Source organism: Streptococcus sp. Marseille-P6264 (assembly GCF_902460355.1).
In the GTDB taxonomy this organism is placed as follows: Bacteria; Bacillota; Bacilli; order Lactobacillales; family Streptococcaceae; genus Streptococcus.
Genome location: NZ_CABPTO010000006.1, coordinates 139,105 through 162,264 on the forward strand (window position 1 = coordinate 139,105; position 23,160 = coordinate 162,264).

21 protein-coding genes are annotated in these 23,160 nt (G+C 38.7%); 20 read left to right on the forward strand and 1 reads right to left on the reverse strand.

Annotation, left to right across the window (positions count from 1 at the left end; genetic code table 11):
- Positions 1-8 precede the first annotated feature (8 nt).
- Together FZ941_RS08700 and FZ941_RS08705 are read left to right on the forward strand one after the other, a co-directional pair.
- Positions 9-638, forward strand: a complete 630-nt coding sequence (locus FZ941_RS08700; RefSeq protein ID WP_148887575.1) for an amino acid ABC transporter ATP-binding protein — start codon at positions 9-11, stop codon at positions 636-638.
- Positions 639-649: 11 nt separating this feature from the next.
- The gene (locus FZ941_RS08705) at positions 650-1,498 is read left to right on the forward strand and encodes an amino acid ABC transporter substrate-binding protein (protein ID WP_148887576.1); all 849 of its coding nucleotides are present in this window, start codon (positions 650-652) and stop codon (positions 1,496-1,498) included.
- Positions 1,499-1,505: 7 nt separating this feature from the next.
- Here FZ941_RS08705 and FZ941_RS08710 read toward each other — a convergent pair whose 3' ends face one another.
- Positions 1,506-2,696: a cation diffusion facilitator family transporter gene (locus FZ941_RS08710; RefSeq protein WP_148887577.1), complete on the reverse strand. Its 1,191-nt coding sequence runs from the start codon at positions 2,694-2,696 to the stop codon at positions 1,506-1,508.
- 147 nt (positions 2,697-2,843) lie between these two features.
- Here FZ941_RS08710 and pcrA point away from each other — a divergent pair, with 147 nt between their 5' ends.
- The 18 genes from pcrA to FZ941_RS10665 form a co-directional block, all read left to right on the forward strand.
- Positions 2,844-5,132, forward strand: a complete 2,289-nt coding sequence (pcrA, locus tag FZ941_RS08715; RefSeq protein WP_148887578.1) for a DNA helicase PcrA — start codon at positions 2,844-2,846, stop codon at positions 5,130-5,132.
- A complete protein-coding gene (locus FZ941_RS08720) occupies positions 5,129-5,527 on the forward strand; it encodes an NUDIX pyrophosphatase (RefSeq protein ID WP_148887579.1) in 399 nt (132 codons plus the stop codon). The genes pcrA and FZ941_RS08720 overlap by 4 nt, the downstream gene beginning before the upstream one ends.
- A gap of 98 nt (positions 5,528-5,625) precedes the next feature.
- Complete coding sequence (locus FZ941_RS08725; RefSeq protein ID WP_148887580.1) at positions 5,626-6,906, forward strand: O-acetylhomoserine aminocarboxypropyltransferase/cysteine synthase family protein; 1,281 nt, start codon at positions 5,626-5,628, stop codon at positions 6,904-6,906.
- A gap of 124 nt (positions 6,907-7,030) precedes the next feature.
- Positions 7,031-8,050 (forward strand): UDP-glucose 4-epimerase GalE, encoded by a 1,020-nt coding sequence (gene galE / locus FZ941_RS08730; protein WP_148887581.1) that lies wholly within the window; start codon positions 7,031-7,033, stop codon positions 8,048-8,050.
- Positions 8,051-8,309: 259 nt separating this feature from the next.
- Positions 8,310-9,005, forward strand: a complete 696-nt coding sequence (locus FZ941_RS08735; protein WP_125390639.1) for a glycosyltransferase family 2 protein — start codon at positions 8,310-8,312, stop codon at positions 9,003-9,005.
- Between the two features lie 4 nt (positions 9,006-9,009).
- The gene (locus tag FZ941_RS08740; RefSeq protein ID WP_148887582.1) at positions 9,010-9,351 is read left to right on the forward strand and encodes a DUF2304 domain-containing protein; all 342 of its coding nucleotides are present in this window, start codon (positions 9,010-9,012) and stop codon (positions 9,349-9,351) included.
- Positions 9,335-10,615, forward strand: coding sequence for a lipopolysaccharide biosynthesis protein (locus FZ941_RS08745; RefSeq protein ID WP_148887583.1), 1,281 nt, complete (start codon positions 9,335-9,337; stop codon positions 10,613-10,615). The genes FZ941_RS08740 and FZ941_RS08745 overlap by 17 nt, the downstream gene beginning before the upstream one ends.
- Positions 10,608-11,753 (forward strand): glycosyltransferase, encoded by a 1,146-nt coding sequence (locus FZ941_RS08750; protein ID WP_148887584.1) that lies wholly within the window; start codon positions 10,608-10,610, stop codon positions 11,751-11,753. Before FZ941_RS08745 ends, FZ941_RS08750 begins: the two co-directional genes overlap by 8 nt.
- A gap of 2 nt (positions 11,754-11,755) precedes the next feature.
- Complete coding sequence (locus FZ941_RS08755; protein ID WP_148887585.1) at positions 11,756-13,273, forward strand: DUF2142 domain-containing protein; 1,518 nt, start codon at positions 11,756-11,758, stop codon at positions 13,271-13,273.
- Between the two features lie 445 nt (positions 13,274-13,718).
- Positions 13,719-14,645 carry a glycosyltransferase family 2 protein gene (locus FZ941_RS08760; RefSeq protein ID WP_148887586.1) on the forward strand — a complete coding sequence of 309 codons (927 nt, stop codon included), beginning with the start codon at positions 13,719-13,721 and terminating at the stop codon, positions 14,643-14,645.
- 72 nt (positions 14,646-14,717) lie between these two features.
- On the forward strand, positions 14,718-15,572 hold the full coding sequence (gene rfbD / locus FZ941_RS08765; RefSeq protein ID WP_148887587.1) for a dTDP-4-dehydrorhamnose reductase: 855 nt from the start codon (positions 14,718-14,720) through the stop codon (positions 15,570-15,572).
- 137 nt (positions 15,573-15,709) lie between these two features.
- Positions 15,710-16,858: a beta 1-4 rhamnosyltransferase Cps2T gene (gene cps2T, locus FZ941_RS08770; protein ID WP_148887588.1), complete on the forward strand. Its 1,149-nt coding sequence runs from the start codon at positions 15,710-15,712 to the stop codon at positions 16,856-16,858.
- Positions 16,855-17,790, forward strand: a complete 936-nt coding sequence (locus FZ941_RS08775) for a glycosyltransferase family 2 protein (RefSeq protein ID WP_148887589.1) — start codon at positions 16,855-16,857, stop codon at positions 17,788-17,790. Before cps2T ends, FZ941_RS08775 begins: the two co-directional genes overlap by 4 nt.
- A gap of 5 nt (positions 17,791-17,795) precedes the next feature.
- Positions 17,796-18,602, forward strand: a complete 807-nt coding sequence (locus tag FZ941_RS08780; RefSeq protein ID WP_148887590.1) for an ABC transporter permease — start codon at positions 17,796-17,798, stop codon at positions 18,600-18,602.
- The gene (locus tag FZ941_RS08785; protein ID WP_148887591.1) at positions 18,602-19,825 is read left to right on the forward strand and encodes an ABC transporter ATP-binding protein; all 1,224 of its coding nucleotides are present in this window, start codon (positions 18,602-18,604) and stop codon (positions 19,823-19,825) included. The genes FZ941_RS08780 and FZ941_RS08785 overlap by 1 nt, the downstream gene beginning before the upstream one ends.
- Before the next feature lie 12 nt (positions 19,826-19,837).
- A complete protein-coding gene (locus tag FZ941_RS08790) occupies positions 19,838-21,187 on the forward strand; it encodes a glycosyltransferase family 2 protein (RefSeq protein WP_148887592.1) in 1,350 nt (449 codons plus the stop codon).
- 1 nt (position 21,188) lies between these two features.
- On the forward strand, positions 21,189-22,928 hold the full coding sequence (locus tag FZ941_RS08795; RefSeq protein ID WP_148887593.1) for a rhamnan synthesis F family protein: 1,740 nt from the start codon (positions 21,189-21,191) through the stop codon (positions 22,926-22,928).
- A 12-nt stretch (positions 22,929-22,940) separates the two neighbouring features.
- Positions 22,941-23,160, forward strand: a 220-nt coding sequence (locus FZ941_RS10665; RefSeq protein WP_222861810.1) for a hypothetical protein, incomplete at its 3' end; no start/stop codon positions are given.

Below are 23,160 nucleotides of genomic sequence, written 5' to 3' on the forward strand. Positions count from 1 at the left end.
GTGCTATTATGTTAGAATTACGAAATATTAGTAAAAAATTTGGTGATAAGCAGATTCTAAAGGATTTTAATTTGATTGTGCCTGAAAAGCAAGTATTGGCCATTGTTGGACCTTCAGGCGGAGGGAAGACGACCCTTCTGCGTATGCTGGCAGGCTTGGAGACAATTGATTCGGGACAAGTAATTTATAATGGAGAGATTTTGGATGTCACTGAACTTGAAAAGCGCAATCTTCTAGGCTTCGTCTTTCAAGATTTTCAGCTCTTTCCTCATTTGTCTGTCTTGGAAAATTTGACCTTATCACCAATACATACAATGAATGTTTCCAAAGAAGAAGCTGAAGAGAAGGCGCAGGGCTTATTGGCCCGCTTAGGCTTGTCCGAGCATGCCAAGGCCTATCCTTATTCGCTGTCAGGCGGGCAAAAACAGCGGGTCGCTTTGGCTCGTGCTATGATGATTAATCCAGAAATTATCGGATATGATGAGCCGACTTCTGCCTTGGATCCTGCCTTACGCTTGGAAGTAGAAAAACTCATCCTCCAAAATCGGGAAATGGGGATGACACAAATTGTGGTCACACATGATTTGCAGTTTGCGGAAAACATTGCGGATTCTATTCTCAAAGTCACACCAAAATAAGGGAGGCCCAGATGAAACTAAAGAATATTTTTTTGGCCTGTTTGACCTTGATCCTAACTTTTCTGCTCGATGGTTGTAGTTCCAATGTCAGTGACCCCAGCCTAGACAACTGGAGCAAGTATGGGGAGAAAAAACAGATTACAATCGGCTTTGATAATACCTTTGTCCCCATGGGATTTGAGCAAAAAGATGGCACTTATGCAGGATTTGACATTGATTTGGCCAACGCTGTTTTTGAGGAATATGGAATTAAGGTGAAATGGCAGCCGATTGATTGGGATATGAAAGAAACAGAGTTGACCAACGGCACGATTGACCTTATCTGGAATGGCTACTCCGCAACGGATGAGAGAATGGAAAAGGTGCAATTTACCATTCCTTATATGAAAAATGAGCAGGTTTTGGTCAGCAAAAAGTCCTCTCATATCTCACAGGCCAGTGATATGGCAGGAAAAGTATTGGGTGCTCAAACGGGATCTTCTGGCTATGTAGCATTTGAAAGCAATCCTGAAATATTGAAAACCTTTGTCAAAAATCATACAGCGACTCAGTACCAAAGCTTCAACGAGGCTTTGATTGACTTGCAAAACGACCGAATTGATGGTCTCTTGATTGACCGCGTTTATGCCAATTATTATCTGACAGAAGAAGGAATTTTAGATCAATATTCAGTCTTTTCAGTTGGATTTGAGAGCGAGGCCTTTGCGGTCGGAGCTAGAAAGGCGGACCGTACTTTAGTAGAAAAAGTAAATGCTGCTTTTGGGAAATTATACCAAGAGGGAAAATTCCAGAAAATCGCTGAGAAGTGGTTTGGAGAGGATGTTGCGACAGACCAAGTGAAAGCATATAAAAACAACTAGTTTTCTGCTAGTTGTTTTTTCGTGTTTCTTGGTGGAAGATATTTTGCCAGACTTCGTGGCGACGCCAGAGGCTGGTATGGATGACATCCCCGATTTGATAGCGAATCAGTTTAGTTTTTTGGCTGACGGATGTAATTTCTAAATTTTTGATAGGAGAAGTTTGAGCTCTCTCTAGTTGAAATTCCTCTTTGTTCAGCTGGCGACCATCTTGGGAAATGTAGACAAAATCAGAGGAAAGGAGCGCCTCCAATTGACTGCCTTGGTCGACTAATTGCTCACGCATCAGGAGTTTTTGATAGACATTATCCAGAATCTCATCTTCAGGAATTGGAGCTGGCTCAATATGAATATCAATGTCGAAGACGCCAAAGTTTTCCTTGAGCATATCCTCTACCTGGTCAGCGATTTCGTGGCTTTCAAAGACAGAGAGGTCAGGGTTCATTTCTAGTATAATATCCAGATAGATATTACTACCATAGGTCCGGCCACGCTGGGATTTGACGCGTGTGATTTTGGGAATTTCCAGGATAGCGCGCTTGTAATCGTCTAAAAGGTCCTGATCAAAGCCGTCTGACAGGCTGAAGGAGGACTCTATGAAGATGTCATAAGCTGTTTTTAGAATGAAAAACGTAATAATGATGGCTGCTAGCTTATCAACGATAGGGAATTTCAGGGAGCTGGCAATAATGGCAACCGATGTGCCCAGAGAAGTGATGGCATCCGAGAGATTGTCCTTGGCAGCCGCATCCAGAGCTTTGGATTTTACCCTTTTGGCTAGGTTTTTATTGTAAAGATAAACACCAAACATGATGATGGCCGATACAATCCCAACGATGGCCCCCACAGGATCAATCAAGGTTTCTTCCTTATTAATGATTTTTTGAGCCGTATCAATGAGGACATTGAAACCGACAAAAAACATGATGAAAGAAGTAATTAGGCTGGCCAGATCTTCAATCTTCCAATGGCCGAAGCGGTGGTCCTTATCCGCTGGTTTTCTTGCCATGCGTAGGCCGATTAAGACTGCTAGATTGGCAACGATATCGGAGACGTTGTTGAAACCATCCGCCATCAAACTGGAGGATGTCAGTGCTGCACCTGCAATGATTTTTGTAACGGATAGGCCAATGTAGGTGGCAATGGCTAGGAGGGCGCCTCGTTCGGCAAGTTTGAGATTGTCGCTTGGATGATTGTGCATGGCTGCTCCTTTCTAGACTACTATTATAGCTTTTTCACACTTGAATTTCAATTGAGGACAGTTGCCTTTTCGATAACAAATTCGCTCGAATTTTGATATAATGGAAGCATTGATTTTCAGTTTGATTTTACATTGAAAGGATAGAAGATGAATCCCTTATTAAACGGTATGAATGACCGTCAGGCCGAAGCGGTCCAGACGACAGAAGGCCCCTTGTTGATTATGGCGGGAGCTGGTTCGGGAAAGACTCGAGTCCTGACCCATCGCATTGCCTATTTGATTGACGAGAAGATGATCAATCCTTGGAATATCCTAGCCATTACCTTTACCAATAAGGCGGCGCGGGAGATGAAAGAGCGGGCAGCAGCGCTCAATCCAGCCACCCAAGATTGCTTAATCGCTACCTTCCACTCCATGTGTGTGCGTATTCTGCGGCGAGAAGCTGACCATATTGGCTACAATCGCAACTTTACGATCGTTGATCCGGGTGAGCAGCGAACACTGATGAAACGGATTCTCAAAAACCTCAATCTAGATCCTAAAAAGTGGAATGAGCGCGCCATTCTGGGTACTATTTCCAATGCTAAGAATGACCTGATTGACGAGGTGGCCTATGTGAATCTAGCTGGTGATATGTATACGGAGATTGTGGCCAAGTGCTACACGGCCTATCAAAAGGAATTGCGCCAGTCTGAGGCCATGGACTTTGACGATTTGATTATGCTGACCTTGCGGCTTTTTGACCAAAATCCAGATGTCCTGACCTATTACCAGCAACGTTACCAGTACATCCATGTAGACGAGTATCAGGATACCAACCATGCTCAGTACCAACTAGTCAAACTCTTGGCTTCCCGCTTTAAGAATATCTGCGTGGTCGGAGATGCTGACCAGTCTATCTATGGCTGGCGGGGAGCCGATATGCAGAATATCTTGGACTTTGAAAAGGATTATCCAGAAGCTAAGGTAGTTCTCCTTGAGGAAAATTATCGTTCCACCAAGACCATTCTTCGGGCGGCTAATGAAGTCATCCGAAACAACCGCAACCGCCGTCCTAAGAATCTCTGGACTCAAAACGAAGACGGTGAGGAAATTGTCTACTATCGGGCTAATGATGAGCAGGACGAGGCTCTCTTTGTCGCTCGGACTATTGATCAGCTGAGCCGAGAAGGTTACAGTCATAAGGATTTTGCAGTTCTTTACCGGACCAATGCCCAGTCACGGACGGTGGAGGAAGCCCTGCTCAAGGCCAATATTCCCTACACCATGGTGGGCGGCACTAAGTTTTACAGCCGTAAAGAAATCCGTGATGTTATTTCTTACCTCAATCTCATCGCCAATCCTAGCGACAATATCAGCTATGAGCGCGTGGTCAATGAGCCCAAACGTGGTGTCGGACCGGGAACGGTAGACAAGATTCGGAATTTTGCGGCTAGTCAAGAAATTTCTTTGCTGGATGCGTCAGCCAATATCATGCTTTCGCCAGTCAAGGGCAAGGCGGCTCAGGCGGTATATGAGTTTGCCAATTTGATACTCGACTTGCGGGATCGTTTGGATGACTATAGTGTGACTGAGCTAGTCGAGCTTGTTCTGAAAAAGACAGGTTACTCTGCCGCTTTGGCAGCTCAGGCAACCTTGGAAAGCCAAGCTCGGATTGAAAATATTGAAGAATTCTTGTCTGTGACCAAGAACTTTGATGAAAATCCAGACAATCCTGCTGATGAGACGGGTCTGGATAAGCTCAGCCGTTTTCTCAATGACCTAGCCTTGATCGCAGACACAGATGACGGAGATCAGGAGAGTTCGGAAGTGACTCTGATGACCCTCCATGCGGCCAAGGGACTAGAGTTTCCAGTCGTCTTTCTAGTCGGTATGGAGGAAAATGTCTTTCCTCTGAGCCGAGCCTCTGAAGATGAGGATGAGCTGGAAGAGGAGCGGCGTCTGGCCTATGTCGGTATCACCCGAGCAGAAAAGATTCTCTATCTGACCAATGCCAATTCCCGCCTACTTTACGGTCGTACCAACTACAACCAGCCGACCCGCTTCTTGAGAGAAATCAGCTCAGACTTGCTAGACTATCAGGGACTGGCTCGACCGGCAAACAGCTCTTTTAAGGTTAGTTATACCAATAGCGATACTAGCAAATTTGGTCAGGGCATGAGTCTGGCTCAAGCGCTACAAGAGCGGAAACGTCAAGCGGCTCCTAGTTCGATTTCTACAAACAGTCTGCCTTTTGGAAAGAACAGTCAGAGCCAGCCATCTAAACCAGAAGTTGCTTGGGCTATCGGGGATATTGCCCACCATAAAAAATGGGGCGATGGTACAGTTCTGGCAGTCTCCGGGAGTGGAAACAGCCAAGAGCTTAAAATTAATTTCCCAGAAGTTGGGCTGAAGAAAGTACTGGCCAGCATAGCGCCAATTGAGAAAAAATCATGATAAGACAGTCAATTGAAGCCTGGATCTATCATCCAGAGGAGCGAGAAATCTTGCTCTTGAAAGTTGAGGATGAGAAAGTCTCCTTTTGGCAGCCCATTACGGGTGGGATTGAGAGCGGCGAGAGTCCAGAAGAAGCCTGCCTTCGTGAAATAAAAGAAGAGACTGGCTTGCTCTTACATCGTTCAAACCTGACAGGTCTTGGAAATTTCACAGTAAAGATTGATGAAAATCTGACCATCCACAAAAATCTCTTTCTAGTTCTGACAGAACAGAAGGAAATCCGGATTTCTGATGAGCATGTGGGAGCTCAGTGGATAGCGTTAGACAAAGTTTCGTCGCAGCTGTACTGGCAAAGTAATCAAGCGACTTTTGAGATTATATCTGAGAAGCTATAAGATATAGCTTCTCTTTATTTCTTTTGATAAGGAAATTCTATTAGTCAAGCGAGCCGTTTAGTGGTAGACTTATCACATAACTATAGTGAGGTGACCTTATGACACGTGAATTCAAATTTGAAACTCTGCAGCTTCATGCCGGACAGACAGTTGACCCGACAACTAAGTCGCGGGCTCTGCCTATTTACCAGACAACTTCCTATGTGTTTGACGATACTCAGGAGGGAGAAGATCTTTTTGCCCTACGCAAACCGGGCAATATCTACACTCGGATTACCAATCCGACCCTGTCTGCTTTTGAAGAGCGGATTGCGGCTTTGGAGGGTGGGGTTGGATCTCTAGCAACAGCTTCTGGTATGGCAGCTGTTACCTACACCATTCTAGCTTTGGCCCATGCTGGCGACCACGTAGTAGCAGCCTCTACCATCTACGGTGGTACCTTTAATCTGCTCAAGGAAACCCTGCCTCGCTATGGCATTACCACGACTTTTGTGGATATTGAAAATCTGGCTGAAGTAGAAGCAGCCATTCAGGACAATACAAAGTTGGTTTTGATTGAAAGTTTGGGTAATCCGCTGATTAATATTCCTGACTTTGATACTCTAGCTGAGCTGGTTCATGCTCATAAAATTCCGCTGATTTCTGACAATACCTTTGCTACACCTTATCTGATCAATGTTTTTTCTCATGGAGTGGACATTGCAGTTCATTCTGCTACTAAGTTTATTGGCGGTCATGGAACTAGCATCGGAGGTGTGATTGTGGACAGCGGTCGTTTCGATTGGGAAGCTTCTGGCAAGTTTCCGCAGTTTGTTGATCCAGACCCGAGTTATCATGATATCAGTTATACGCGCGATGTCGGAGCGGCAGCTTTTGTCACTGCTGTCCGGACTCAGCTCTTGCGCGATACAGGCGCTGCCATGTCTCCCTTCAATGCCTTTCTCTTCCTGCAAGGGTTAGAAACTCTCTCTTTGCGCGTAGAGCGCCATGTGTCTAATGCCGAGAAGATTGTAGATTTCCTAGCAGGGCATCCTAAGGTTGAGCAGGTCAATTATCCCAAGCTTGCTGACAGTCCTTATCATGCTTTGGCAGAAAAATATTTCCCTAAAGGCGTGGGCTCTATCTTTACCTTTAATGTCAAAGGTGGGGAGAAAGAAGCTCGTAAGATTATTGACAGTCTGGAGATTTTCTCTGACTTGGCCAATGTAGCAGATGCTAAGTCCTTGGTTGTCCATCCAGCTACGACAACTCACGGACAGATGTCTCCAGAGGCTCAGCTGGCAGCAGGCATTACACCAAATCAAATCCGACTCTCTATCGGCTTGGAAAACGTGGATGACTTGATAGAGGATTTGAGAATCGCTTTGGAATCTATTTAACAAATAATAGCTATAATTTAGAATATTTAGAAATTGAATTTTTAAATATTCTATTTTTTTTTTGAATATAATGATTTTTTGTGAGATAATGTCAGTATATTTTAATTAGTGAGGGTTGATTTAAATGAGACATAAAATTTTAGTTACAGGTGGGGCCGGTTTTATAGGTACTCATACTGTTATTGAACTAGTTAATGCTGGTCATGAAGTAGTAGTAGTTGATAATTTAATCAATAGCAACAAAAAAAGTATTGAAATTGTTGAAAAAATTGTTGGGCAAAACATTCCATTTTATATAGCAGATGTCTGTGATGAGGAAAAACTGTTTGAAATTTTTACGAAAGAAAAACCTACGGGGGTCATTCATTTTGCTGCATTAAAGGCAGTAGGGGAATCTACGCAAATACCTCTTGCGTATTATAAGAATAATATCACAGGTGTTTTGACGCTTTTAAAAGTGATGGAAGAGGTTAATTGTAAAAACATTATTTTTAGCTCTTCAGCAACTGTGTATGGGGATCCTCACACAGTTCCAATTTTAGAAGATTTTCCACTTTCAGTTACAAATCCATATGGCCGAACAAAATTAATGACAGAAGAAATTTTGACAGATATTTATAAAGCCGATATGAGTTGGAATGTGGTGATTCTTCGTTATTTTAACCCTATTGGTGCACATGAAAGCGGAGATTTAGGGGAAAATCCGAATGGAATCCCAAATAACCTTCTTCCTTATGTAACTCAAGTTGCGGTAGGAAAATTGACATCAGTACGAGTATTCGGTAATGACTATCCTACAGTTGATGGAACAGGCGTTAGAGATTATATTCATGTTGTAGATTTGGCAAGAGGGCATGTTGCTGCGCTTCAGAAGCTAGAAGGTAAGTCTGGACTGAATATTTATAATCTCGGAACAGGAAAAGGTTACTCTGTTCTAGAAATTATAAAAAATATGGAAAAAGCAGTTGGAAAGAAAATTCCGTATGAGATTACAGAACGGCGTGCGGGAGATATAGCTTCTTGCTATGCAGATTCAAAAAAAGCTAAAGATGAACTAGGATGGGAAGCTAAGTTTGATATTGAACGAATGTGTCAAGATGCTTGGCGTTGGCAGAGTAAGCATCCGAATGGTTTTGATGACTAGGGTGTTTTAAGTGAAAATCTAGTTTCTTCTATATTGACAGATAAATGCGAATAAATTCTCGGAATTAGTGAACACTAATCTGAGTTTATTCGTATTTTTATCTTATTTTGGCTTATAAAAGTTAGATATAAAGAAATCTCAGTCTTTGAGTATTCTAAATTGTTTTATGCTTGAGCCTATTATAATCATTTACACAGTAGAAAATGAGGCCTATATATTGTATAATAGGAGTAAACTATTTTAAGGAGAGATCAAATCAGTGAAATCTTCAGATTTGTTAATTATTATTCCAGCCTATAATGAGGAAGCATCAATTGTTAGTGTTGTAGATAATATTATTCAAAATTATTCTCAATATGACTATGTTATTATTAATGACGGTTCAAAAGATCAAACATCAGTAATTTCTCATGCTAAAGGCTATAATATTGTTGATTTACCAGTAAATTTGGGGTTGGCAGGAGCTTTTCAGACGGGGCTTCGATATGCTTATGAAAAAGGATATAAAAAAGCAGTGCAGTTTGATGCCGATGGCCAACACTTACCTGAATATATATCTGTTTTAGAAGAAATGATTGATTCGGGGTATGAAATGGTGATTGGTTCTCGTTTTGTTACAGAAAAACGAGAAAATTCTCTCAGAATGTTAGGGAATACGTTGATTAGCGGAGCAATTAAATTAACAACAGGTAAAACGATTAATGATCCTACATCAGGGATGCGGATGTTTTCTGAGAATTTGATCAAAGAATTTGCACTTAATATCAATTATGGGCCAGAACCAGATACAGTTTCCTATTTAATTCGTCATGGAGTAAAGGTCGCAGAAGCTCAGGTACGGATGGAAGAGCGTCAAGCAGGTGAAAGTTATCTGACGCTTTCGCGCTCTATTCAGTATATGACACATATGTTTGCATCTATTTTGATTATCCAAAACTTTAGAAAGAGAGGCTAAAAGAATGACGATTTGGTTTCAAGTTGTATTAACGGTTGTATCTATTTTGACATGTAGTTTCATTTTACGTAGTATCAGAAAATCACAAGTTCAAATTAATGATGCCTTATTTTGGATATTTTTCTCAATAGTTTTATTAGTCTTCAGTATTTTCCCAAAATTAGCAGAAAAAATTGCGAATGCTTTAGGAATAGTTTCAGCCGTTAACTTTATCTTTTTATTTATCATTTTTTTATTGTTGATTAATCAGTTTCAACTAACTTTAAAGTTATCAAAATTAGATACAAAGTTTAAAAATCTAGTACAGATAATTGCATTGAGGAATAAAGATGAAGATACGAACTAATCCCTCGGATAAAGAAATATATTTTTGGAATTTGTTGGGAAATCTAGCAGCATCTGGGGTATCAGTATTATATCTTTTAATTATCACAAGATTGAGTTCTGCTAAAGTAGCAGATCAATTTAGCCTAGCTAATTCCATCGGAACACTGTGGATAGTTATCGGTTTATTTCAAGTTCGGAATTATCAAGGAACAGATGTAAAGCAGCGGCATACTTTTATAGGTTATTTTCAGACGCGCATCCTCACAATTACGATGATGATCCTCACCTTGTTTCCATATTTATATATAATTGGTGAAGGCCGTTATTCATTAGAAACTCTTCTATTAACCTTTCTTATGATTCTTTATCGCATGTGGGATGCAGTATCAGATCTATTTCAAGGATTGTTTCAGCAAAGAGAGCGTATGGACATTGCTGGTAAAACAATGTTTGTGCGATATTCTACGAGTGTTTTAGTATTACTAATAACGTTGCTATTATCAGAGTCTGTTCTGCTTGCTTTGCTTTCTTTAGTTCTGTGGAATGGGCTACTCATTTTTTCCTACGAGATGCGTTTTGTAGCATATTTCGAAAAAATTCAAGTCCGAGAATTGTTGTCTACTCGCTATAAAAAAGATATAAAGGATATATTGTTAGCTTGTTGGCCACTATTTGTAAATGGATTTATTTTGTTATATATTTTAAATGAGCCTAAAATAATCATTGAAAAAGGTCTTAATCAGGGCTTTTTACAAACTGGCATGCAACGTGATTTTAATATTCTGTTTATGCCTGTGTTCTTTATGAGTCTTATTATTTTAATTGTTAGACCCCTTATTACAAAATTAGCCATTTTATGGAATAAAAAAGAATATAAAGAATTCTCATTAATTATAAAAAGATTATTAGGATTCCTATCTTTAGGTGGTTTGTTCGTCACATTTATAGCCTATTTATTTGGTGTGCCAGTACTTAGTCTAATATTTGGCGTGGATTTAAACAAATATGTATTTTCTTTTACTATTCTGATATTCTCAGGAGTTTTATATGCTTTAGCAATTGTTTTTGAGAATATTTTAACGATTATACGTAAACAGCATCTTTTAGTTGGCTTGTATATTGTTCTTTTGATACTTACTAAATTGATCACAGAACCATTTATTTATCAAAAAGGTATGCTTGGTGCCGCGATTAGTTTTTTTATTGTTATGTTAGTTTATGTTATGGGAAACGGGGCAATGTATCTGATTACTATACATAGAAAGAGAATGGAAAATGAATAGAGACATTATTTTTGTAACCCATCACCTTGGAGGGTTGGGAGGTGTACAAAGAGTTGTAGATCAGCTGGCAGAAAGTTTTGCAAGTTCAGGTAATAGAGTAACAGTCTTTGGTTGTGGTGTTCAATCTGGTGAAAGTTATCAGAAAATACCAAAAAATTATGAAGAAATCTTATTATATCCTCAAGATATCTTCTTTCAAAAACCTTGGATTTTTTTTCAAGAAAAATTTATTACTAAAAAATTAGAGAAAAATTTGATTCAAGTCTTAGAAAAGGCTAAAAATCCAATAGTTATTCTTGCAAATCCAATTGTTTACTTATTGATGGAGAGAGTGATAAAATTATACTCTAATACAGTTATATTCATTGGACAAATGCATAGTTCTGCTGATTTTGTTTTTGATTCAAAGGGCCTTTATTCTATTTACCCTTATATAATTAAAAATAAGTATCCGAAACTAGATAAGATTCTCTTTCTATCAGACGATTATTCTAAGAAGATTAGTGAAGTCTATCAAATACCTTTAAAGAAACTGGGAGCAATTGCAAATCCTTTACCCCGTTATATAAATATTTCTAACAGTGGAACTAGTTTTAATAAATCGATTATTTCATTTGTTGGACGCCTGGATCCAGTTAAGCAGATTGATCATATTATTTTAGCTTTTTCTAAAATTCAACAATATTTTCCTGATATCACTTTGGAAATCTACGGTGAGGGGGGTGAGAGACAGAAGTTAGAATCTTTAATCAAATCACTTTCTTTAGAAGAGTTTGTTAAACTGAAAGGAAGAACGAGTAAGGTTTTAGAAGTTTATCAAAAATCATACTTTACTCTGTTAACTTCAAAATCTGAAGCTTTTCCAATGTCTGTTGTTGAATCTATCGTAGCTGGAACTCCGGCAATAACCTATAATTGTAGTCAAGGAGTTGAGGAGATTCAATCGGCAACTTCAGAACTATTAGTAAACAATTCTATTGAAGAGTTAGCTGATAAAATGAAATTTTATCTACAAAATCCTCATCAATTGGAAGAACTTGCCCTTAAGGGAAAGAAACATATTATCGATTATTATTCAGAGGATATAATTTTAAATCAATGGTATCAGCTGTTTGAAGAACTAGACAAGGGAAAATAGTGATGGAAAAAAGATCATCTAAATTTTCACATTCTTTTCTTAAAGAACTGTATGAAAAGAAATATTATTTAATTACTATTTGGGTAACGTTGATTATAACTTATGTATACTTAGATGGACATTTAGCATTTCTTCCAAAGAAAACTTTTCTATTGCTGGGGCTTTCTTTAAGTGCTCTATTATTTATAAAGGGGAAAGTGTATAACAAGGTTTTCTCGATTATAATACTGACAGGATCTTTCTTTTGTTTTTTTACTCCTGTAATGGATTCGCCAGACGAAAATTTTCATTATTCAAGAGCCTTGTACATTAGTGAAGGGCATCTTTATTTACCTAGCAATAAACAGGATTTATTAGTTTCGTCAGATATTTCTGATGTTGAAAAATTTTTCAAAAAACCTTTAGTGAATACTGATTTGGGAAGAAAAGAAGTGTCTTCAAAAAAAGTTCAGTATAATAATTTAGCTAATACAAATGGTTATTCCTTTGCCAGTTATATACCACAAACTTTTGGGATATTGATAGCCAAGGTATTCCATTTAAGTATTTCCGCATCCATTTTACTTGGTAGGTTTTTTAATCTATTAGCCTTTGCTCTCCTATGTAGATTAGCTGTTAAAAAATCAGGTCCGCGCCAACAAATCTTTGGTATATTAGCAATAGTACCAATCAATATATATATTGCTGCTTCCTTTAATCAGGATGCAGTGGCAAATGGTCTTATATTTTTAGCAATTGGCCTGTTTTATTCCTTCTTAGATAAGGATAAGGTTAGCTATAAAGATTTATTTATTTATTTCCTCTTATCTGTATTAATAGCCTTATCTAAATTGCCGTATGTGTTATTAATTGGCTTACTTTTATTCATTCCTAAAGAGAAGATGTCTCAGAAGAAGTATTTAACTGTAGCATTATTGATAGGAACGGCGGCTTTGTGTAGTTTACTATGGTTAAAAATAACCAGCTCTCTAAACTTAAATGTTATTAATGTAAATCCCCATATAAATCCACTAGAGAAAATAAAGTATACAATTGAGAATATGCCTGAGTTTGTTCGAATGATGGTAAAAGAAGGTGTAAACTTTATTCCTTTTAAACTCCAGTCTCTTTTTACTTTCGGTTGGCTTTCGTATGATGTAAAAGCTTTTATTTGGCTTTATTTAGTTTTTATAAGTATCGCGATTTTAATTTCTCCGAAAGCACCTAAAATGAATAAGATTAGTAAACTGGGTGTCTGTTTTGTTTCATTAGGTATTATCTTTGGAATTCTAATGACTGCGTATTTAATGTGGGGAGAAATAACGGATATGTCTATTAAAGGAATACAAGGAAGGTACTTTTCAGGTGTCATTGTATTGCTTGCACTGGCTGTAAATATTTCTGCTCAGCTAATGATTCAAGACAACAACCTTTCTATAAAAGAATGTAAAAAAGAAAAGGTTGAAGATTCTTTATTCTTTATAGCAATATTATTTATAATGGTGACTCTTCTGACCACAATCGTTCAATATTATATCTAATATAGGACTAGTTATATTGGCCTGTTTTTCTGATCATTGTCAAATGAATTTCTGGCTATTCATATTTACTTTCCTTTTGTGTTTATAATATCTGCCTAATTTTTGTGTAGTTTATTCGATTATTATCTCCTTTTCCTTAACAATCGCTTTTGTTTTCTTAGAAATATTAATGCTTGTTGTTAGTTAGACTATATTGACTACGGAAAGAATCGCTTGTTTTAGATTTTTAATCCTACTTATTAAGGTTATACGAAGTTAGATCATATACTTTTATAATATGACTGTAATATGAAAATTGATAATTGTTATTTGAAGACATTACTTGATATGATTTTCTATCTGGATATTTGCTTCTCTTTTATTTTACTATCTACTATAATATAAGAGGATGGGTTGTTTTATATAATAGCAATTCATCCTACAATGAACTCTTAAAGGAGCAATCATGATAATATCAATAATCGTTCCGTGCTTCAATGAAGAAGAGTCTATTCCTCTGTTTCATGAAGCCATGGAAGCGGTGAAATATCAAATCCGTGACCAGTTTGAATATATTTTTGTCAATGACGGATCGACAGACCAAACCTTGGCTGTTTTGCGTGAGCTCAGCAGTCGCTGTCCAGATGTGCACTATCTGTCCTTTTCTCGTAATTTCGGAAAAGAAGCAGCCCTCTATGCTGGTTTGCAAGAGGCGAGCGGGGATTTGGTGACAGTCATGGATGTGGATTTGCAGGATCCGCCCGAGCTCCTGATTGAGATGAAGGCCATGCTGGACTCGAATCCTGAGCTGGACTGTGTGGGGACTCGTCGGACTACTCGCGAGGGAGAGCCGCCAATCCGAAGCTTTTTTGCCAATTTGTTCTATAAGCTGATTAACAAGATTAGTCAGGTAGAGATGGTAGATGGTGCGCGTGACTTCCGACTGATGCGCCGCCAGATGGTAGAAGCCATTCTGGAAGTTTCAGAGTACAATCGCTTCTCCAAGGGAATTTTTGCCTGGGTTGGCTTCAATACCGAGTACTTGGAATACAAAAATGTCGAACGAGTGGCTGGTAAGACCTCTTGGAATTTCTGGTCTCTGTTCAACTATTCTTTGGAAGGCATCGTCAATTTCTCTGATGCGCCGCTCAACATTGCATTTTTAGGAGGTATCCTGTCTTGGATTTTAGCCTTTATCCTGATGGCGGTTATTATTATCCGTACCTTGGTTTTTGGGGACCCAACATCGGGCTGGCCGTCCCTCATGACTGTCATTTTACTCATCGGCGGCTTCCAGTTGCTGACCATCGGTATCCTAGGTAAATACATCGGCAAAATCTTCATGGAAACCAAGAAACGCCCTGTTTATGTGATTAAGGAGAAGAGTAAGTAAAGAAGCAGATTTTTTCTGCTTTTTTTGGTATAATAAATTCATCGAATATTTATGATCTGAAAGGAAAAACAAATGATTTTAATTACAGGTGCGAATGGACAGTTGGGTACAGAGCTTCGCTATCTTTTGGATGAACGCAATGAGGAGTATGTAGCTGTTGATGTGGCAGAAATGGATATTACCAATGCCCAAATGGTAGACAAGGTCTTTGCGGAAGTCAAGCCAAGCTTGGTTTATCACTGCGCAGCTTATACTGCAGTTGATGCGGCTGAGGACGAAGGAAAAGAGCTGGACTATGCCATCAATGTGACCGGAACCGAAAATGTGGCAAAAGCAGCAGAAGCGCACGGGGCGACCATGGTCTACATCTCAACAGACTATGTCTTTGACGGACAAAAGCCTGTCGGAGAGGAGTGGGAAGTAGACGATCGACCAGATCCGCAGACCGAGTATGGCCGTACCAAGCGCATGGGTGAGGAGCTGGTTGAGAAATATTCCAGCCGTTTCTACATTATCCGTACTGCTTGGGTCTTTGGGAACTACGGTAAAAACTTTGTCTTTACCATGCAAAATCTTGCTAAGACACATAAAACTCTGACAGTAGTTAATGACCAGCATGGCCGTCCGACCTGGACTCGTACGCTGGCTGAGTTTATGACCTATCTGGCTGAAAATCAAAAGGAATTTGGTTATTACCATCTGTCTAATGACGCGGCAGAGGATACAACTTGGTATGACTTTGCAGTGGAAATTCTCAAAGATACGGATGTGGAAGTCCAGCCAGTTGATTCTAGCAAATTCCCAGCTAAGGCTAAGCGACCTTTCAACTCAACTATGAGTCTGGCCAAGGCCAAGGCTACAGGCTTTGTCATTCCAACTTGGCAGGATGCTTTGAAAGAGTTTTACAAGCAGGAAGTAAGGAAATAGGGCGTTGATAGACTAGTTCGCTTCGAACTAGTCTATTTAAGGCTTCACCACTTTATTAAGCCTAGTTGAAAGTTCCACAAATCACCAAGAAAATGATATAATAGATTAGATTGTAAATCTTTGAATTGAGGAAAAGCATGAGACATGTCTTCATCATCGGAAGTCGCGGACTTCCTGCTAAATATGGCGGATTTGAAACTTTTGTTGAAAAATTAGTTGAAAATAAGGTTTCTTCCCAAATTCAGTATCATGTGGCTTGTTTGTCGGATGATGAAGCTTTTCATCATTTTGATTACAAGGGAGTGGATTGCTTCACAATTAAGGCTCCTCAGTTGGGGCCAGCTCGGGTGATTGCCTATGATATGATGGCCATCAATTATTCTTTAAAGTTAGTGCAAGAGCAGCAGATTGAGCGTCCAATTTTTTATATTTTGGGTAATACGATTGGGGCATTTGTGGCACCTTTTGCTCATAAAATTCATAAAGTAGGCGGGACTTTCTTTATCAATCCAGATGGTCTGGAATGGAAGCGAGCTAAGTGGCCTAAGCCAGTTCAATCCTATCTTAAATATTCTGAGAAGGTTATGACCAAGCATGCTGATCTGGTCATTGCGGACAACCAAGGCATTGAAAGCTATATAAAACAGTCCTATCCTTGGTCTAAGACGTCTTTCATTGCCTATGGGACAGACCTCCAGCTATCTTCTCTTGACTCTCAGGATGCTCGCGTGCGTGATTTTTTTGAGAAATGGCAGAGCAGAGAAAAGGAATATTATTTGATTGTTGGACGTTTTGTGCCAGAAAACAACTACGAGACCATCATTCAGGAATTTATGAAATCCAAAACCCAACGTGACTTGCTGATTATCTGCAATCATGAGGGAAATCCTTATTATGAAGAGCTTAAGCAGAAAACGGGTTTTGATAAGGATTCTCGGATTAAGTTTGTCGGGACAGTCTATGATCAGGAACTACTCAAATATATCCGTAATCAAGCCTTTGCCTATTTGCATGGACACGAAGTCGGTGGAACTAATCCTGGACTTCTGGAAGCTCTGGCTCAGACTGATGCCAATTTGGTTTTGGACGTGGACTTCAACCATCAAGTAGCCCAAGAAACAGCTTTGTATTGGCAAAAAGAAGAGGGGCAGTTGGCTCAGCTGATTGACCGAGTAGATGCTCAAACAGATTCTACGGAGCTAGGTCAGGCGGCCAAAGAAAATATGAAAGAAAACTACACCTGGGAAAAAATTGTGGGTGAATACGAGGAGCTATTTTTATCATGAAAGTGACCATTCTTCTGTCGACCTATAATGGTGAGAAGTTTTTGGCAGAGCAGATTGAAAGCATTCAAGCCCAAACTTATAGGGACTGGCAGCTTTTGATTCGAGATGATGGCTCTAGTGATGGGACGCGAGCGATTATTGAGGATTTTTGTCGTCAAGATAGCCGGATTTGCTTTATCAATCCAGAAGAAGCTCAAAATTTGGGTGTCATTAAGAGTTTTCATAGCTTGCTTAAATATCAGGATTCGGATTTTTACTTTTTTAGCGATCAGGATGATGTCTGGTTGCCAGATAAGTTGGCGATTCAGTTGGCGACAGCAGAAAACTATGATGCTTCCGTACCTTTGCTGGTTTATACGGATTTAAAAGTAGTAGATCAGGAGCTAAATGTTGTTCACGAAAGTATGATTCGGACGCAGTCTGACCATGCCAATACAGAATTGATTCAAGAATTGACGGAAAATACGGTGACAGGTGGCGTTTCGATGATCAACCGCGCTCTGGCTGATTTGTGGACAGGGCAGGAGGAGCATGAACTGCTTATGCACGATTGGTATCTGGGCTTGTTGGCTTCGGCCTTTGGGAAACTCGTTTATCTAGATCAGCCAGGTGAACTCTACCGCCAACATTCCAATAATGTGTTAGGAGCCCGGACTTTACGCAAGCGAATGAAGAACTGGATTCATCCTAGCCGTCTATTTGCTAAATATTGGAAATTGATAAAAGACAGTCAGACACAGGCTCGCAACCTTCTCAGCCAGCCTCTGACAACTGAAAATAGAGAAATTATTGAAAATTTTGTGACAATCATGGAAGTTCCTTTTGTAGAGCGACTGCGACGTATTCGAAAGTATGGCTACAGAAAAAATCGTGCCTTTCATACTTTGGTTTTCACGACACTTATTCTCACAAAATTTGCTTATAAGGAGTAATATGCATGCTAGATTATTTTAGCCAAAAAAACTGGATTCTCTTGAGAGAATTGGTTAAAACAGACTTCAAATTACGTTATCAAGGATCCTTAGTTGGCTATCTCTGGTCGATTTTGAAGCCATTGATGACCTTTAGTATTATGTATATCGTCTTCATCCGTTTCTTACGCTTAGGTGGAGATGTTCCTCATTTCCCAGTTGCTTTGTTATTAGCCAACGTTATTTGGGGATTTTTCTCAGAAGCAACTTCTATGGGGATGGTATCAGTTGTTAGTAGGGGCGATCTTTTGCGTAAGCTAAACTTTTCAAAGCATATTATTGTTTTGTCAGCTATTTCAGGTGCTGCCATTAACTTTTCCATCAATTTAGTCGTGGTCTTATTTTTTTCACTTTTTAATGGAGTGACCTTCAGTTGGTCGGCTTTGATGGTAATCCCTCTCTTTTTTGAGTTGTTTTTGATGGCAACAGGTTGTGCTTTGATCTTATCAACTTTCTTTGTCCGCTTCCGTGATTTATCTCAAATTTGGGAAGTAGTGCTGCAAGCCGGCTTATATGCGACACCAATTATTTATCCCATTACATTTATTGCGGATCGCAATCCATGGGCTGCCAAATTAGTTATGATGAATCCACTGGCTCAGATTATCCAAGACATGCGTTATTTCTTGATTGATAAGGCCAATACACCAGTCTGGCTTTTGGTTGAAAATAAGTTCTTGGTTCTTATTCCTTATGTATTGCCAATTCTTATTTTCCTAGCTGGCTTTGCTTACTTTAACAAACATGCTAAGAAATTTGCGGAGATTCTCTAATGACAGATAAACAAATTGCAGTAAAAGTAGACCATGTCAGCAAGTACTTTAAGTTACCAACTGAGGCAACTAACAGTCTTCGTACTGCTATGGTCAATCGCTTTAAAGGAATTAAAGGCTATAAAGAACAGCACGTTCTTAATGATATTTCCTTTGAAGTAGAAAAAGGAGACTTTTTTGGAATCTTGGGTCGAAATGGTTCAGGGAAGTCTACTCTCTTAAAAATTATTTCTGAAATCTACGTTCCTGAAAAAGGTTCTGTCACAATCGATGGAAAGTTAGTTTCTTTCATTGAGCTAGGAGTCGGTTTTAACCCCGAACTGACGGGTCGTGAAAATGTCTACATGAATGGTGCCATGCTCGGCTTCTCAACAGCTGAAATTGATGCCATGTATGATGACATCGTAGACTTTGCTGAATTGCATGAATTTATGAACCAAAAGCTCAAGAACTATTCATCTGGGATGCAGGTTCGTCTTGCCTTTTCGGTTGCGATAAAGGCCCAAGGTGATATTTTGATTTTGGATGAGGTTCTCGCAGTAGGAGACGAGGCCTTCCAGCGTAAGTGTAATGATTACTTCCAAGAACGAAAAAAGTCAGGGAAGACCACTATCCTTGTCACCCATGATATGGGAGCTGTCAAGAAGTATTGTAACAAGGCTGTTTTGATTGAAAATGGTTTGGTAAAGGCAATTGGTAGTCCAGAAAATGTAGCCAACCAGTATAGTTTTGATAATACAGCACCTTTGCAACACGGAGGAGAAGTGACTGGAGATGTACAAGCTTCTTCGGATGAACAAGTTTTGGTTGAAAACTTTCAATTACAGTTGATAAGTTCGAATAAGTTACGCCCACAAGATCCAATTCAGTTCCAGATTGACTTTGATGTTCGAGAGGATATTCAAACTTATATTGCTCTTTCTTTAACAGATATCGATCGGAATATTTGGATCTACAATGATAATTCTATGGATCAGCTGATGAGTGGGGTTGGTCATAAAACGGTTCACTACACTTGTTCCCTTCCAACGGTGAATGACTTGAAAATGAAATTAGAAGTGACAGTACGGGATGCTGAAGGGCAAATGCTGGCTTTTTCAGATGCTACGCAAACCCCACTGATCTTTATCAATCGAGATGATATAGCTTTAGATGATAAATCAGCAATGGATTCAGCAAGTGGCTTAATCCAGCGCAATGGAACCTGGTCAATGATGGATTAGACTGAGGGAGATATGGACATGATACCTTTTGTTTCAATTATTTGTACTGTTTTTAACAAAGAACCGTGGTTGAAAAAAACTATTGATAGTTTTTTAGCTCAGAAAACAAATTTCGCTTTTGAGATTATTTTGGTGGATGATGCCTCAAGTGATGGATCTCGCCGAATTATACAAGATTATCAAGCTAATTTCCCTGATTTGATTCGTGCCTTTTACCAGGATGAAAATCAAGGAATTGCTAAAACATGGGTTTCCATTTGTAGAGAAGCGCGAGGGAACTATATAGCGCGCTGTGACGGAGATGATTTCTGGTTGGATCCTCTAAAACTTCAGAAGCAAGTAGACTTATTAAAGAGCAAGCCTGATTGTAAATGGTCTAATACAGATTTTGATATCTATAATGAAAAGGGAGATCTTGTTTCGAAGGCAGGATTTGCCAATAAAACAATCCTTCTTGCAGATACCTATGAAAAAATGCTTGCCACTCGGGGTTTTACTATGGCATCCACCTGGTTGGTTGATAGGGATCTAATGTTAGAAGTGAATCAAGAGTTGGATTTGACTACATCAGATGACACCTTTAATCTGCAAATGGAGCTCTTTCAACGTACTTCTTTAGCTTTCCTAGATGAAGCGATGGTTGCGTATACAATTAATCAAGGTTCGGATTCGCGGCCTTGTGATTTTAGAAAATTAGAACGTCGTTTTCAAAAGTTGTTAGAAACACAACTAGATTATCTTGATAAATATCCCAACGCAAATTTTAAAGAGATGACTAAGATTCTTCTTGAACGAAATAATACTTACGAAATTCGTCTATCCAAGCCTATGGATTCTCTGTCTCATATTGGGATGGAGTCTGTTACAGTTTATTTTGGCAATGAGGAGAATGCTTACTCAGAAGATCGTACCTTTACTAAACTACTTCAAAAAGAAGATAGCATAAGTTTTGAAATTCCTAAAGGAGCTTCTGTCATTCGTGTAGATCTTTCGGAACGTCCAAGTTACTATTCTGAAGTAGAATTGAGAGGGCCTGATGGGAATGTCTCCTTTCCTATCTATACGAACGGTGTCATTATTGATGACTTGTATCTCTTTAACGAACCTGACCCGCAGTTGATTTATGAAGTTGAAGGAGAAGCGATCTATCAATTGAGCTATAAGATGATTTCTATGGATGATGCGTATGCTCCTGATTACATCGGAAAAGTATTTACAGCGGAAATGTTGGATAGTAGCAATAAGATTGAAGAGCTTGAAGATGAATTAGAGGCTACGAAAAAAGCTTACAAGACTGTTATAAATTCAAGACGTTGGACAATCCCAACAAAGATCTTGAAATTCTTAAGAATAAGGAAATAAAATGGAACGATTACTTTTATATGTTCACTTTAATAAATTCAATCAGTTTAGTGAACATGTACTTTATCAGCTTGAAAAAATGCGTCCTCTCTTTAGGAAGGTGATTTTCATTTCAAACAGCAAAATAAGCCAAGATCAGGAAGATGAACTGAAGAAAGAACTAGTTGATGAAGTTCTTTTGAGAAAGAACATCGGTTTTGATTTTGCTGCTTGGCGAGATGGAATGAAAAAGGTCGGCTTTGAAGAATTAAAATGCTATGATTCAGTCACTTTAATGAATGACACATGTTTTGGACCTCTGTGGGATTTGGAGCCTATTTACCAGGATTTTGAAAGTGATAGAAACGTTGATTTCTGGGGAATGACGAATTATCGTAAAGACAAAGATTTTAACGAGCATATCCAAAGTTATTATCTATCTTTTAAGCAAAATGTAGTCAATTCAGAAGCCTTTCAACTATTCTGGCAAAACATTCAGGATTTTACAGAAGTTCAAGATGTCATAGATCATTATGAAACCCAGGTTACAACCAATTTAGTTCAGGCAGGTTTTCATTATCAGACCGTTTTTAATACAATTCAGGCAGATGCTTCAGGTATGCTCTATCCGGATTTTTCTTACTATAATCCAACCTCTATCCTAAAAAATAGAGTGCCGTTTATCAAAGTAAAAACAATAGCAGCAAATGAAGGATTAACACCTTATATTTTAAACGACATTGAAAATACAACGGACTATCCTGTTGATTTAATTGTCAAACATATGTCTCGTATTGATTTGCCTGACTATCCTTACTTGCTTGGAAGGAAAATTTTAGATTTGTCTCTTCCAATTTCTCTACCTGATAAGAAAATAGCTGTCCACCTTCATGTTTTTTATGTGGATTTACTAGCTGAATTCCTTCATGCATTTGAATCTTTCCATTTCTCTTATGACTTATTCATTACAACAGATAGCGAAAAGAAAAAGAACGAGATACTTGGTATTTTAGAGGAAAAACAAGCAAAAGCAGAAGTTTTTGTAACAGGAAATGTTGGGCGAGATGTTCTTCCTATGCTCAAATTAAAGAGACATCTATCTCAGTATGACTATATTGGGCATTTTCATACAAAAAAATCCAAAGAAGCTGATTATTGGGCTGGAGAAAGTTGGCGTAAAGAGCTAATTAACATGCTTGTTCATCCAGCAGACCAGATAGTTAGTCAATTAGGACAAGATGATCGCTTAGGGCTGGTCATAGCTGACATTCCTAGCTTCTTCCGCTTTAACAGGATTGTAGTAGCCTGGAATGAAGCTCTGATTTCTCCTGAGATGAATAAACTGTGGGAGCACATGAATTGTCAAAAAGAAGTTGACTTTAAGCAAATGAATACCTTTGTCATGAGCTATGGAACCTTTGTTTGGTTTAAATATGATGCCTTGTCTCCTTTATTTGATTTAAACTTGACGGAGGAGGATGTTCCGAGTGAACCACTTCCACAAAATTCCATTCTTCATGCGATAGAAAGACTTTTGGTTTATATTGCTTGGGACAAGCAGTATGACTTTAAGATTTCTTATAATCAACTCGGTCTAACAGCTTTTATTGATAACAAGCAACTAAATAATCGAGAAGATTTACAGCCTCATACCTTTGTAGATTTTAACCAGATTGGTGGAATCAAGGGGGCGATGAAATACATCTTTATTGGACCAGCAAGAGCAATTAAGTATATTGTGAAGAGGATTATAGGTGATTGAGTAAATATGAGGATGAAAAAAATTTTGCAACAATATGGTTTATTGCTGACCAGTATTGTTATATTATTCGTTTTAATTAACCATTATTTAGTATACCATTTGATTGTTACTGAACAGAAAGATGTAATCAATAATGTCTCTGATATATTAACGATTAGTGAGTCTATATATTATATTGCTGTCGTGTTACTTTCATTTATATTATCTCGATATAGTTATAAATGGTTATTTT

What these genes read in the sequence shown, in the direction of transcription:
- FZ941_RS08795 (WP_148887593.1), top strand. Translation starts at nt 21,189, where the DNA reads ATGGAACGATTACTTTTATATGTTCACTTTAATAAATTCAATCAGTTT.
- cps2T (WP_148887588.1), top strand. Translation starts at nt 15,710, where the DNA reads ATGAGACATGTCTTCATCATCGGAAGTCGCGGACTTCCTGCTAAATAT.
- FZ941_RS08745 (WP_148887583.1), top strand. Translation starts at nt 9,335, where the DNA reads ATGAAGATACGAACTAATCCCTCGGATAAAGAAATATATTTTTGGAAT.
- FZ941_RS08700 (WP_148887575.1), top strand. Translation starts at nt 9, where the DNA reads ATGTTAGAATTACGAAATATTAGTAAAAAATTTGGTGATAAGCAGATT.
- FZ941_RS08705 (WP_148887576.1), top strand. Translation starts at nt 650, where the DNA reads ATGAAACTAAAGAATATTTTTTTGGCCTGTTTGACCTTGATCCTAACT.
- FZ941_RS08725 (WP_148887580.1), top strand. Translation starts at nt 5,626, where the DNA reads ATGACACGTGAATTCAAATTTGAAACTCTGCAGCTTCATGCCGGACAG.
- FZ941_RS08750 (WP_148887584.1), top strand. Translation starts at nt 10,608, where the DNA reads ATGAATAGAGACATTATTTTTGTAACCCATCACCTTGGAGGGTTGGGA.
- FZ941_RS08790 (WP_148887592.1), top strand. Translation starts at nt 19,838, where the DNA reads ATGGACATGATACCTTTTGTTTCAATTATTTGTACTGTTTTTAACAAA.
- rfbD (WP_148887587.1), top strand. Translation starts at nt 14,718, where the DNA reads ATGATTTTAATTACAGGTGCGAATGGACAGTTGGGTACAGAGCTTCGC.
- FZ941_RS08740 (WP_148887582.1), top strand. Translation starts at nt 9,010, where the DNA reads ATGACGATTTGGTTTCAAGTTGTATTAACGGTTGTATCTATTTTGACA.
- pcrA (WP_148887578.1), top strand. Translation starts at nt 2,844, where the DNA reads ATGAATCCCTTATTAAACGGTATGAATGACCGTCAGGCCGAAGCGGTC.
- FZ941_RS08755 (WP_148887585.1), top strand. Translation starts at nt 11,756, where the DNA reads ATGGAAAAAAGATCATCTAAATTTTCACATTCTTTTCTTAAAGAACTG.
- FZ941_RS08720 (WP_148887579.1), top strand. Translation starts at nt 5,129, where the DNA reads ATGATAAGACAGTCAATTGAAGCCTGGATCTATCATCCAGAGGAGCGA.
- galE (WP_148887581.1), top strand. Translation starts at nt 7,031, where the DNA reads ATGAGACATAAAATTTTAGTTACAGGTGGGGCCGGTTTTATAGGTACT.
- FZ941_RS08785 (WP_148887591.1), top strand. Translation starts at nt 18,602, where the DNA reads ATGACAGATAAACAAATTGCAGTAAAAGTAGACCATGTCAGCAAGTAC.
- FZ941_RS08775 (WP_148887589.1), top strand. Translation starts at nt 16,855, where the DNA reads ATGAAAGTGACCATTCTTCTGTCGACCTATAATGGTGAGAAGTTTTTG.
- FZ941_RS08760 (WP_148887586.1), top strand. Translation starts at nt 13,719, where the DNA reads ATGATAATATCAATAATCGTTCCGTGCTTCAATGAAGAAGAGTCTATT.
- FZ941_RS08780 (WP_148887590.1), top strand. Translation starts at nt 17,796, where the DNA reads ATGCTAGATTATTTTAGCCAAAAAAACTGGATTCTCTTGAGAGAATTG.
- FZ941_RS08710 (WP_148887577.1), bottom strand. Translation starts at nt 2,696, where the DNA reads ATGCACAATCATCCAAGCGACAATCTCAAACTTGCCGAACGAGGCGCC.